Origin of the sequence: [Clostridium] symbiosum ATCC 14940 (assembly GCF_000466485.1) — a bacterium.
GTDB lineage: Bacteria > Bacillota > Clostridia > Lachnospirales > Lachnospiraceae > Otoolea > Otoolea symbiosa.
The window spans coordinates 65,120-77,512 of the sequence record NZ_KE992859.1 but is presented as its reverse complement, the minus strand read 5'-3'; the positions used below and the strand labels follow the sequence as shown (position 1 = coordinate 77,512).

The window sequence follows — 12,393 nt, the reverse complement described above, 5'->3', positions numbered from 1 at the left end:
CAGTGGAGTGGGGATAGTTCCGTTAACATTCTGTCTGTCGCAATGAATAGTAGTGTAAATAGGTTGAAGAGATGGGGGACAATAAATTGGACTTTTTTGGGAATTCTATATCGTTGTCTGGCCGCGTGCTGGATTATCTTTGGCAGAAAAATGGAATGATTGCTGCTAATATAGCTAATAACGACACTCCGGGTTATAAAAGCCGCTATATGACATTTGAGGATGTCTTAAAAAGAAATCTCGAGCAGGTGAGAGGCGGTAGATCTTCAGACATAAGGAAGGCAATAGAAAATACGAGAGGGGTCATACATACTACAGAGCAGGAAAGTGTCAGGCTTGATGGCAATAACGTCCAGATTGAAGCTGAGTATCTAGAGCAGGCCCGTGTCCAGCTTCAGTACGAATATCAGCTGAAGCTGCTGAATAGTGAATTGTCCCAGCTTAGGATGGCAATTAAAGGATAACCGGGAAGGATTGAACAGGAATGGAAGGATTAACTAATGGATTTATTCAATGGATGAGGCCGCTGAATCGACTTGAGGATTTTGAACTAGATAAACGGGAACCGAATCAATCGAAGGAAGCGAGATTCATTGATATTTTTCGAAATGCATGGAATAATGCCGGGGAGGCAAGAAGCGATTATGCGGGGGAACAGTACGCCTTATCTGTGGGGGAAACGGATGACCCGCATAACCTTATGATTGCCGCTAATAAGGCAGAACTATCGGTGGAACTATTGGTTCAGCTGCGAAATAAAGCGCTGGAATCGTATGACCAGCTTATAAAGATAGGGTTTTAACATGCTGCCCGTAGAAAGGTCAGAGGATTTGGACAGATGAAGCAACTGGACAGAATGAAAGATTTCTTTAAAAATCTATCAGGAAGAACAAAAAAAATTATTGCTATAACGGTGTCGGGGCTGCTGATTCTTTCGGCGGCCCTGGCAATGGCGCTTAATAATACTGATTATGCGGTACTGTTTTCTGGCGTGAATGAAGAGGAGGCCAAGGAAGTTATGGCTAAACTTCAGGATATGGAAGTGCCTTATCAATATAATCAACAGGGGAGTGTTCTTGTTCCGAAGGATTCGGTGGATAAGACAAGAGGAATGCTGGCAGTTGATGGCTATCCCAAAAGTGGTTTTTCCTATGACGTGTTTACAGAGCATGCGGGCATGATGTCTACAGAATCGGAGAAGGAGACCTACAAGCTTTATCAGCTTCAGGAACGGATTGGCTCTACCATCCGTACGCTTGACGGTGTAAAAAGTGCTGTTGTTACCATAAGTCAGGCCAAGGATAGTAAGTACATATTGAACACGGACAATACAAAGAGAGCATCGGCCTATGTTGTAGTACATATGTATGATGGCGGTTCCCCTTCTCGAGAACAGGCGGAGGCGATACAGAGACTGGTAGCAAAAGCGGTTCCAGATATGGAATTGGGGGATGTCGCAGTCTTGGATGGAAACGGCATGGATGTATCCGCCGTGAAGGATAGTGATTCGGAAACTGTTGATGGGAATAAGAAGTTGGAGTATGAAAGCCGGGAAGAGGCAAAACTCCGGAATAATATACTGAATGTCTTGGAAGGGATTTATGGCCGTGGTAATGTTAATGTTTCTGTTAAGTGCACAGCAGATATGCAGAGGATACTTTCTGAGGAACTGAGTTATAGCGCCCCGGATACACAGAATAATTCAGGTTACATCAGCCGGCAGACCTTAAGCTCCGAGGGGAATGGCCAGCAAGCAGGTGCTGCTGGCATACCTGGTACACAGTCTAATACCAATGTGACCCAATATAATGCTGGACAAGGTACTACTGCCGATATCTATAGCAGTAATTCAGAGACAACATATGAACTGAATCAGAAAAAGGTTCAGGGACAGAATGACAGTGGTGCAATCTCTGATGTTAGCGTCGCAATAAGTATTAATCAGAAAGCAGTTATCGGAGGAGGGCCAGGTACTGCCCAACTGGTAGCGTTGGTGGCCAGAGCGGCAGGAATTGCCCCAGAATTGCAGAACGAGAAAATATCTATTGTTATGGCGGATTTTTATAACAATGCAAATACCCTTGAGGTTGCGGTATCAGTTTCGCCAACGGAGGTTGAGGCGGATAGGATGAGGTATCTGCCGTTTGTTCTGGGAGGAATCCTGCTGTTGTTGCTTCTTCTGATTTTTTTCAGTGTAATGGGCATCAAGAAACGGAATAAAAAGAAGCTTTTAGCAGAGTTAGAGGCAGAAATTCCGCTGGGATCTCCGGCGGAGGAAGAGGCACCGGAAGAGGAAATCTTAACAATAGATAAAGGAAGCCGAATTAAAAGTCAAATTCAAGGTTTTGCAGAGGATAATCCGGAGATATCCGCTGCACTGCTGCGTAGTTGGGTGAGATCGGAGGAGGGTAATTGATGAGTGACGGTAAATTAACTCCTTTGCAAAAAGCTGCTGCAGTTATTGTTTGCCTAGGAGCGGAACGCGCTTCGATGATTTACAAATATCTAGAACAGTCAGATATAGAAAAGTTGACCATAGAGGTGGCGAAGCTGGGGCATATGGAATCTGAGGAGGCGGAGGGGGTACTAGATGAGTTTTACAAGCTGTGCCTGACTCAAAAAGTGGTAACAGACGGTGGGTTAGAATATGCCAGAACGGTTTTGGAAAAGGCATTTGGCGAGGCAACCGCAGCAAGCCTTTTGTCCAAGGTTTCCAAATCTTTGCAAAACCGCGCATTTAGTTTTTTAAGGAAAAATGACATCAAGAGTCTGGTACCTGTACTTTCCAGAGAACGTCCTCAAACAATAGCATTGGTGCTTTCTTATATGGAGCCGGATTTGGCAGCTGCAATCATTGATGTTTTGCCTGAAAAGAAGAAAATGTCAGTTTTTGAGAAGATTGCCAAGATGGATAGCATCTCTCCGGAAGCTGTGAAAATTGTGGAAGAGGAAATAAAAAAGATGTTTTCAAGTCTATATACTGCTGACTTTACTACGATTGGTGGTATTGATTATGCTGCTGAGCTGATGAATAATGTGGAGCGAAGCAGTGAAAAACTTATTTTTGCAGAATTAAATAAGCATGATGCAGAGCTGGCCGATATGATTCGTAGGAAGATGTTTGTATTTGAGGATTTGGCAACTCTGGATAATCGTTCCTTGCAGAAGGTAATCAGAAATTGCGATAACAAGGATCTTGTATACGCGCTTAAGGGAATCAGTGATGAGAATCTATTTAATTTAATCTTGTCTAATATGTCAAAGCGTATGGCGGAAGGAGTGCTTTCCGACTTGGAGATTACTACCAATGTGCGTGTAAGGGATGTGGAAGAGGCCCAACAGCGTGTTGTCAATATAGTCAGAAACTTAGAGGAGCAGGGAGAACTTGTAATCAGCAAGAGTGGAAAGGACGAGATCATTGTCTAAGGTTATTAAATACGGGGAGCGGGAAGCAAGTCCATATATATATCCGAGGGATAAACAGCTTGTTGGGTGGAAGAAGGCAGACAGACTGGAAGAATCGGAAAAGATTGAAGATACATATGCGGAGGAATGTATTGTCCAGGCAGTAGAGCAGTCAGAGAAGATTCTTAATACTGCCAGGAAAGAAGGGCAGCTTTTAAAAGAGGAGTACCAGAGAAAGGGATATGCTCAAGGGTATCTAGAGGGAAAAGAGGATGGATTTGACCAGGCTAAGAAGGAACACTTGGAACTTTTTGAAAAGGACAGGGAAGAAGCAAGAAAACTCCTGGAAAGCTGTATTGAAGGGATGGAGCAGAAAAAAAAAGAATTACTGGAAAAGTATCTGGATGAACTTAAGAATATAGCGGTTGCGATAGCGGAAAAGGTCATTAGGGTCAGCCTGCGCACGAGTGGCGAGACGATGAAACATATGATTGCATCAGCTGCAGGAGAACTTGAGAAGAAGGAATGGGCTAAGGTATATGTATCAAAATATGACATGGATGTGATGATAGAGGGTGATGTGGAATTCTTAAATACACTTTCTGATCTTTCCTCCAATGTGAAAATTATAAAAATGGAAAATGAGGAGCAGGGAACCTGTATCCTGGAACTTCCAGATGAAATAGTCGATTTAAGCGTGAATACTCAGATGGCTAACATCAGGGAGCTTCTTGATAATGCATAGAGGAGATGTGTTTATGCAGTTTAGAGATTTGCCAGGATTGATTCGTAAATCAGAGACTATCAGCAGGATTGGTAAAATAGAGAATGTGGAAGGGATGCTGCTGGAGGCATCAGGCGGAAGGACTAGTATCGGTGAGATATACATGATATATGATGAGAGGGAAAATCGCCATATTCCTGCGGAGGTAATAGGATTTAAACAGAATAAAATCCAGATGATGTCGTATGAAGATACTAATGGTATATCCTCAGGAAGTATTGTGAGGAGCACAAAGAAGCGGTTAAAAATCCCGGTTGGTGATTTCCTGAAAGGCCGTGTCATTGATGCCATGGGGAGACCTATTTTTGGGGAGAGGTTCTCGGATTCCCAATTTTGTTATGTGGAAAATACTTACACGAATCCTTTGAAACGTCCGCCTATTACGGAACGTCTTGACTTTGGGGTGAAGGCTATTGATGGGTTGCTTACCATAGGTAAAGGGCAGCGAATTGGAATATTTGCCGGTAGTGGAGTGGGAAAGAGTACTCTTTTGGGTATGATTGCTAAGAACTCTACGGCGGATATTAATGTCATAGCCTTAGTGGGGGAACGTGGAAGGGAAGTCAGGGAGTTCATAGAGAGGGATTTGGGGGAAGAGGGAAGACAACGCTCAGTTGTTGTAGTTGCTACTTCGGATGAATCCTCCATGATGCGAATGAAATGCCCGATGGTGGCAACAACCATTGCTGAGTACTTTCGGAATCAGGGAAAGGATGTGCTTCTCATGATGGATTCCTTAACACGTTTTGCCATGGCTAAACGTGAAATCGGACTTTCCCTGGGAGAGCCGCCTGTGGCAAGAGGATATACCCCTTCTATATATACAGAATTCCCAAAACTATTGGAACGGAGCGGGCGGTTTAAAGAAGGTTCTATCACTGGTGTATATACTGTTCTGGTGGAAGGTGATGACACAAATGAACCTATTGCTGATACGGTTAGGGGGATTTTGGACGGTCATATTGTCTTAACCAGGAAATTGGCAAATGAGAACCATTTCCCGGCAATTGATATCAATGCCAGTATATCCAGGCTGATGTCCAGTGTGGCTTCTGAACGGCAGAAGGAACTGGCTTCGGGGATCCGGGATATTTTAAGCACATATTCTAAAAATGAGGATTTAATCTCCATAGGGGCATATAAAATGGGGACGAGTCAGAAAGTTGATCAGGCAATAAGCAGGATAGATAGAGTAAACGCGTTCCTGATGCAGGGCGTGAATGAAAGCTTTACACATGATGAGGTTGTGTCAGAGATGGAAAAAATCTTGAGTGACTGATAGGAGAGAAGTGGTTATGCGGAGATTTCATTTTCAATTAGAAAAGGTTTTGGACTATAAGAGCCAGATTCTGGACAACCTGGTGGGGGAAGAAGCGGCCATCATGGCAAAAATCAGGGAAAAAGAAGAGATATTAGCCGGATTAGATAAGGAATACGAGGATTGTTGCAAAATTCTCAATGAGAAGCAGAAGAACGGAATGGATGCCATGAGCATGCATATCTATGAGAATTATTTAGATACATTAGGATTCCGAATCCGAAATGCCAGGCAGGACTTAGAACTGCTTCAGCGACAGGAAGAGATAAAACGGCAACAGCTGCTGGAGGTAAAAAAAGAAAGCACATCCCTGGAAAAATTGAAGGGGCGTAGACTGGAGGAATACCAGATTGGCTTCCAGAAGCAGATGGAAAAGGAAATTGAGGAGTACATCTCTAATAATCGTAAGGCTTTGGTTCGTATATAGCATGGACAGGAGGCAGGAAGATGAATGCGGGAGTGAATGCGGGAGTGAATGCGGCTGTCATGCAGCCGACAAGAAAAATAGCAGTTACTGATAAAAGAAAAAAGGAAGATGAAGGGAGCGTATTCTATGAACTTTTAGAACTAGGGGCTTGTATGAACCCCTTCTTAGTGGATGGACAACAGGATGCGGCAGACATGGGAGGGAGGACAGGTCTTCCCGCTGTCCTTACCAGTATAGACGGAGAAACGTTTGAATATTCAGGAAAAAAAGGGCCTCCTGTTTGGGGAGGAGAAGAATGGATTTCCCGTTCAATCAGGGAGAAAAGTAGCGGAAAGGCTGGATTTTTGGCTCAATCTTCATCGGAAAGGGAAACTGTTATTAGGGAGAGAGGGGGAAATGGTCCGGGCCAAGGAATGGGGGAAGAATTCAGCATCCGTTTCCGGGGAGAGAGTGGAGTAACGATGAATGCTGGATTTGGCCTGGATCCTTCAATCGGTAAGGTGGATGGATGGACGGCACTGGCTCCCGCAGGAAACATTCAGGGACAAGAAACATCCTCCAAAGCAGGACAAAAGTCAGGGGACTATATGAGTGACCATGCGCCGGAAGGAAAAAAGGCAGGAGAGGAGGAAGGCGGGCTGATGCTCTCCTCATCAAGAGAAGCCTATCATATACCGACTTCTAATGAGCCAGTAAAAATCAGGGTAGCCCAGCCATATCATGAATACAAACCAGAGTTTTCGAGAGCGCTGTCGAACCATATTGCGAATGGGCTGTCGAATAGTGGGAGGACTCTGGAGATTCAATTGGAACCGGAGACCTTGGGAAATATCCTTATTAAGTTTCGGACAGGCAAGGAAGGGACCCGCGTTGAATTGTGCTGTGCCAGTGAAAAAACGGCCTTGTTGCTGGAAAAGAATGTATCGGAGATTGGAAGGCTTATCAAATACTACACGGAGACTCCTGTTTCCATAGATATCAGACAGGAGGAGGCATCATTGCTTTCCTGGAACCGAGATCAGGGGCATTCCGGGGGACGGAATCCTGAAAATGGAAATGGGAAAAAGAAGCAGGATGGCGGGGGCAGAAACAATGAAGCAGCTGATTTTATTGAGAAGCTGAGACTTGGCTTGGAGGAACTATAATGAACAGGAGGTAATTGTTATGACAGATATCGGTATGATGGACAGCTCCGCTGCGCGTACTACTGTTTCCTCTTCGGGAAATAGGAATCAATCATCCAGGGTGGCAAAGAATTCCCTGACTCTGGAGGATTTCTATACACTGATGGCGGTCCAACTTCAGAATCAGGATATGACCAGTCCCATGGATAATTCGGAGATGCTTAATCAATTAGTCCAGATGGCGACAATCGAATCCATGTCCCAGATGACACAGATGTCCACGAATCAATACGCATCAGGACTGCTGGGACAGCAAGCTGAGGTTGTCATATTTAAGGATGGGCAACAGAAGACGGTTAAGGGGACAGTGACCGGTGTAAACTTAGCGTTTTCTCCTCCGGTCATCTATCTGGATGGTCAAAGCGAGGAATACCCCATAAGTTCTGTTATGGCAGTCGGACAGCGCAGTACCGTAACGGATGAGGAAGGTAAGGATAATGGGCCTGGGAGAGAAAGCAATCAGTCAGATGTTCCAGTGAAGCCTTATTTTGATGATGACAAAGGAGAAAAAGTAAAATGGTAAGATCAATGTTTGCCGCTATAGCCGGATTAAAAGCACATCAGTCTAAGATGGATGTAATCAGTAATAATATAGCCAATGCCAATACCACAGGGTATAAGAGCCAGTCAGCCACCTTCAAGGATTCCATTTATTCCAGCTTAACGAAGCCATCAGGCGCCTCAGCCGTAGCGGGAGGTACCGGTGGACTCAATGCTTCCCAGCTGGGGTATGGATCGGTATTAGGAGCCGTGAGAACGAATTTTACTCCGAGTTATCCCAGCTATACAGGATACAACTCGGATGTATATTGCGATGGCCCGGGGTTCTTTATGGTAGGCCCTTTTGAACAAAATGCCAGTCCATACAACTCCTATTTGTCTAGAAGTGGTCAGTTTACGGTAAAGAACGGATACCTGATGGACAGCATGGGCAATTACGTCTATGGAGCTACCGCCACCGCTCATAATGCTGACGGAACTGCTACTGCAATTACCGGCATGACCAAGGCAAATGGTTCCTGGGATTTTGATGATGCCACCACCGACCTGGAGCCCATTAAGATTGGGGAGAAATCGATAGGGGGGAAACCCTTTACGGAATACTCCATTGATGGAAACGGCAAGATTACAGCTACTGACTCGGAAGGCAAAAACTATGAAATGGGTTATATCGCCCTTGTTAATGTGAATAACCCAGGGGGCATGATAAAAAAAGATGGTTACTATTTCGAGATGGGCGCCTCCGATAATTCCGGGGCTGCCGGAACAGCCAGCATTATTCGAGCGGGTAAGACAGCCGGTTCTTTGATGTCTGGTTACCTGGAAGGATCGAATGTTGATATTGCCCAGGAATTTTCTGAAATGATCACAACACAGAGAGGTTTCCAGGCCAATACGAAGATTATCACGGTGACCGATGAGATGCTGGAGCAGCTTGTCAATATGAAACGGTAGTTGGAAAATCTGTTGAGAGGGCCGATGGAATCATTGCAGCGGTTAAACGGGAGAAAAAATGATAGAACTTCATAAGTTAAGTGGTGAGCCGTTTTATTTGAATGAGGATCAGATAGAAATGGTAAAGTTTATCCCCGAAACGAAGATTGTCATGATGAATAAGGAATTTTATATTGTTCAGGACAGCGGGGAACAGGTAGTTGAAAAAATTATAGAATTCAAACGGAAAATCATGCGGCCAGTAGGAGAAAAATACCCGGAGGGTAAAGAGGAGCTGCTGCGGAGGGAATAGGATGGATTTATCTACGCTCATAGGGATTGTATTGGGCTTTGTTATCATCGTAGTGAGTATCACAATGGATGACATAAAAGCAATTAATAATTTCATAAATATGCCCAGTTTATTTATTGTTGTGGGTGGTACGATTATGGCGATTGTAGCCAGTTATCCTTTCTCAATACTGAAAAATATTCCATCCCATATGAGGATTCTGTTCCAGGGAAAGCGGTTTCACAATATGTCTTGCATTGAAACGCTGGTGGAATTCGCTATGGAGGCCAGGAAGAACGGTCTGTTGGCGCTTGAACAGAAGGCGGAGGAGCTAAAGGAGCCATTTTTTAAATATGCGATTATGATGATTGTGGATTCTCACGATCCCCAGGATGTAAGAACCTTGTTAAATGATGAACTGGATTATATGACTACCCGCCATGAGACAGAGATAGGTATATATGAAAAGGGAACGGTTCTGGCTCCGGCTTTCGGCATGACAGGTACTCTGATTGGCTTAATTAATATGTTGATGGGGTTAAATTTGGCGGATGGAGCCAGTGATTCTTTAGGGGCCAACATGTCGGTAGCGCTGATTACCACTTTTTATGGCTGTCTCCTGGCAAATCTGTTTTTTGCACCCATTGCCAAAAAGCTGACAATCCGCAATGACGAAGAATATTTGTATAAACAGCTGATTATTGAGGGAGTCTTATCCATCCAGGCCGGAGATAATCCTAAATTTTTAAAAGAGAAGCTGTACTGCTACTTAAAGGAGCGGCTGAATGAAAACCTCAAGGAGGAAGGGGACGGAGGCGGAAAGAAGAAAAAAGGAAAGGGGAAGAAGGAATAAAATATGCGCAAGAGAAAACATCAGGACCATTGTGGCAACTGGATGGATACTTATGGGGATATGGTAACCCTGCTTCTTTGTTTCTTTGTTCTTTTATATGCAATATCCGCTATTGATCAAACGAAATGGGCTAACCTGGTAAGGAGCTTAAACCCGAATTCAGTCACCCAGCTTGAAGCGGCAACGCAAAATCCTCCGGAAGACAGTCAGTCAATTGTCCAGAAGGTACCAGAGGATTTTCAGACGCTTTATGAGAATTTAAAGGCAGAGGTGGAGGAAAAGAACCTAAACACGGAAATAGAAGTTAAGGCAGGCAAGGGCTTTACGTTTATCGCATTCAAGGACAAGATTTTTTTTGATGGTTACAGCTATGTGATAAAGAAGAGTGGGGAAGAAGTTCTGGAGAATTTTTGTAATATCCTGGCCCCATATGCAGATGATATTAAGCTAATTGAAATCCTGGGACATACTGCCAGGGTGGACGGTCAGCAGTATTCTGTTGCAAATGACAGATTCCTTGCATCCAATAGAGCAACAGCCGTTTTAGTCTATATACAGGAGAAACATTTCATAGATCCTTCCAAGCTGACCAGTGTAGGATATGGTGATAATTGGCCTGTGGCCGATAATGATACCACAGAGGGGCGGTCTGCCAATAGAAGGGTTGAGGTATTGATTACTAAAACTGGAGCACAGTATAAGAATCTGGGGGAGTTATATAAGGAAATACAATATGGTACAGATACAGACGAAGGGCAGGAATAGAATATGGCTGAGGTTCTGTCACAGAATCAGATAGACATGCTGCTGGCGGCTATGAACAGTGGGGATGATACGGAGAAAACAAAAAGCAAAGAGAACTCGCCGGAAATGAGATACCGGAAGTATGATTTTTACAGCCCCAAGAAATTTACCAAGGATAAATTAAGGTTGCTTCAGGATGTCTTCGAAAAATATGCAAGGATTGTTGTCTCTCAGGTGAATAGTATGTTTCGGTTTGGCTGTGAAATTCAGGTTTCTACTATAGAGGAGCAGCGTTACTATGAGTTCTCCAATGCCCTTAAGGATACTGACATCCTGGCTTCTCTGGATTTGATGCTCCAGGGAGAAGGGGTGAACAAGCCAGTTCTGATGCATATCACGCTGCCTATCATGCTGGATTTTATGGACCGGATGATGGGAGGAGAGGGGGATGATACGGACGTCAGCAGTGATTACGTTTATACAGAGATTGAACGCGCCCTTTACAGTAATATCATGTCTTACTTGTCAGAGGGATTGGGGGATGCCTGGAATAACTATGTGAATATGGAATTTTGCTATCGGCATATTGAAGACAATCCCACAATGCTTCAGGTAATCGGCGTAGATGAGACTGTAGTCATCGTTATTTTGGAAGTGAAAGGTGAAGATGGCAATGGGGGCAGAATCAGTATTTGTCTCTCGGGTGATTTGCTGACTGATATTTTTGCCATTTATGACAGAAGGACATACAGAGAGAAGAACACGAATTTTGTGGATATGTCTGAACATATTATGGACAGTTTAAACCAGTCCCCGGTGGATATATCTGTAAAACTGGGAAGTGTCGTTATTACGATGAAGGATCTCCGCGAGCTTAGGGAAGGCGATATTATTAATTTGAATAAACCTAAGGATTCGCTAGTTGTCGTAGATGTGGCGAAACGCCCATGGTTTGAGGGGCATATCGGGCAGCATAAGAATAATCTGGCGGTGTTGATAGAAGAAGTGAACCATGTTAAAGGGGTGGATTTCCTTTCTAAGGAGCAGTTAAACCGGATGCAGTCAGATGATTCCAAAGGGGAGAGCAAAGAGAGCAATAATAAAAAAGAGGTGAATAAAAATGGCGAAGATATTAATTGTAGATGATGCGGCATTCATGAGGATGATGGTGAAGGATACTTTGAAGAAGAATGGATATACGGATTTTTGCGAGGCTCCAGACGGAGCGGAAGCGTTAAAGTTATACCAGGAGATTAAGCCGGATTTGGTGCTGATGGATATTACCATGCCTAATATGGATGGCCTTGAGGCATTAAAGGCCATTAAAAGCTATGATTCTGAGGCTAAGGTAGTTATGTGCTCTGCTATGGGGCAGGAGTCTATGGTTATTGATGCAATTAAATCGGGAGCGAAAGATTTTATTGTAAAGCCGTTTAAGCCGGACCGGATTATCAAAACGGTATCCAGCATATTGGGATGATGAGGAGGATGATGCTATGGCATTCTTAAGTTCTATGGATATATGTGCTTCCGGCATGACAGCCCAGCGACTGCGATTGGATATAGCTGCCGAAAATATAACGAACAGAGATACTACCAGGACAGAAGGGGGAGGACCATATCGGAAGAAATCCGTAGTATTCCGTGAAATCCCTTCTACATCCTTTCAAGAAGTCCTGGGAAGGGCAGTAAACGGCAGAAAGGGCGGGGTGGAAGTGGAAGCCATTGTACTGGACCAAAGTCCCATGGACTTGGTTTACAATCCTGATCATCCAGATGCCCGTCCGGATGGCTATGTGGAGCTGCCAAACGTAGACTTATTGGCGGAGACGATTGATGCCATGTCGGCTTCCCGGTCCTATGAAGCGAATCTGACAGCTTTGAATACCATAAAGCAGATGGCTTCTAAAGCGCTGGAAATCGGTAGATAGAATATAAAACCGGAAGGGTAG

16 protein-coding genes are annotated in these 12,393 nt (G+C 44.2%); all 16 read left to right on the top strand.

The features are described 5' to 3' along the window. The first annotated feature begins 71 nt into the window (after nt 1-71). Genes flgB through flgC form a run of 16 tightly spaced genes read left to right on the top strand, consistent with a single transcriptional unit; the run spans nt 72 to nt 12,372 of the window. A complete protein-coding gene (gene flgB / locus CLOSYM_RS07010) occupies nt 72-464 on the top strand; it encodes a flagellar basal body rod protein FlgB (protein WP_002570085.1) in 393 nt (130 codons plus the stop codon). A 20-nt stretch (nt 465-484) separates the two neighbouring features. Beyond that, nucleotides 485-802, top strand: coding sequence for a flagellar hook-basal body complex protein FliE (locus CLOSYM_RS07005; protein ID WP_002570084.1), 318 nt, complete (start codon nt 485-487; stop codon nt 800-802). Between the two features lie 36 nt (nt 803-838). Next, nucleotides 839-2,416 carry a flagellar basal-body MS-ring/collar protein FliF gene (gene fliF / locus CLOSYM_RS07000; RefSeq protein WP_021641552.1) on the top strand — a complete coding sequence of 526 codons (1,578 nt, stop codon included), beginning with the start codon at nt 839-841 and terminating at the stop codon, nt 2,414-2,416. Further along, the gene (gene fliG, locus CLOSYM_RS06995) at nt 2,416-3,426 is read left to right on the top strand and encodes a flagellar motor switch protein FliG (protein WP_002570082.1); all 1,011 of its coding nucleotides are present in this window, start codon (nt 2,416-2,418) and stop codon (nt 3,424-3,426) included. The genes fliF and fliG overlap by 1 nt, the downstream gene beginning before the upstream one ends. Next, entirely contained in the window at nt 3,419-4,150 is a 732-nt protein-coding gene (locus CLOSYM_RS06990; protein ID WP_002570081.1) for a FliH/SctL family protein, read from the top strand. The genes fliG and CLOSYM_RS06990 overlap by 8 nt, the downstream gene beginning before the upstream one ends. A gap of 13 nt (nt 4,151-4,163) precedes the next feature. Next, a complete protein-coding gene (locus CLOSYM_RS06985) occupies nt 4,164-5,468 on the top strand; it encodes a FliI/YscN family ATPase (protein ID WP_002570080.1) in 1,305 nt (434 codons plus the stop codon). Nucleotides 5,469-5,484: 16 nt separating this feature from the next. After that, nucleotides 5,485-5,934 (top strand): flagellar export protein FliJ, encoded by a 450-nt coding sequence (gene fliJ, locus CLOSYM_RS06980; protein WP_002570079.1) that lies wholly within the window; start codon nt 5,485-5,487, stop codon nt 5,932-5,934. A gap of 20 nt (nt 5,935-5,954) precedes the next feature. Continuing rightward, on the top strand, nt 5,955-7,079 hold the full coding sequence (locus CLOSYM_RS06975; RefSeq protein ID WP_002570078.1) for a flagellar hook-length control protein FliK: 1,125 nt from the start codon (nt 5,955-5,957) through the stop codon (nt 7,077-7,079). Between the two features lie 19 nt (nt 7,080-7,098). Beyond that, entirely contained in the window at nt 7,099-7,641 is a 543-nt protein-coding gene (locus CLOSYM_RS06970; protein WP_002570077.1) for a flagellar hook assembly protein FlgD, read from the top strand. Next, nucleotides 7,635-8,573: a flagellar hook-basal body protein gene (locus CLOSYM_RS06965; RefSeq protein ID WP_002570076.1), complete on the top strand. Its 939-nt coding sequence runs from the start codon at nt 7,635-7,637 to the stop codon at nt 8,571-8,573. Before CLOSYM_RS06970 ends, CLOSYM_RS06965 begins: the two co-directional genes overlap by 7 nt. A gap of 58 nt (nt 8,574-8,631) precedes the next feature. Then, a complete protein-coding gene (locus CLOSYM_RS06960) occupies nt 8,632-8,865 on the top strand; it encodes a flagellar FlbD family protein (protein ID WP_002570075.1) in 234 nt (77 codons plus the stop codon). A 1-nt stretch (nt 8,866) separates the two neighbouring features. Next, complete coding sequence (locus CLOSYM_RS06955; RefSeq protein WP_002570074.1) at nt 8,867-9,697, top strand: motility protein A; 831 nt, start codon at nt 8,867-8,869, stop codon at nt 9,695-9,697. Between the two features lie 3 nt (nt 9,698-9,700). Next, nucleotides 9,701-10,462 (top strand): OmpA/MotB family protein, encoded by a 762-nt coding sequence (locus tag CLOSYM_RS06950; protein ID WP_002570073.1) that lies wholly within the window; start codon nt 9,701-9,703, stop codon nt 10,460-10,462. Between the two features lie 3 nt (nt 10,463-10,465). After that, nucleotides 10,466-11,587 carry a flagellar motor switch protein FliM gene (locus CLOSYM_RS06945; protein WP_002570072.1) on the top strand — a complete coding sequence of 374 codons (1,122 nt, stop codon included), beginning with the start codon at nt 10,466-10,468 and terminating at the stop codon, nt 11,585-11,587. Continuing rightward, entirely contained in the window at nt 11,562-11,921 is a 360-nt protein-coding gene (locus CLOSYM_RS06940; RefSeq protein WP_002570071.1) for a response regulator, read from the top strand. The genes CLOSYM_RS06945 and CLOSYM_RS06940 overlap by 26 nt, the downstream gene beginning before the upstream one ends. A 16-nt stretch (nt 11,922-11,937) precedes the next feature. Next, complete coding sequence (gene flgC, locus CLOSYM_RS06935; protein WP_002570070.1) at nt 11,938-12,372, top strand: flagellar basal body rod protein FlgC; 435 nt, start codon at nt 11,938-11,940, stop codon at nt 12,370-12,372. The last annotated feature ends 21 nt before the right edge of the window (nt 12,373-12,393 follow it).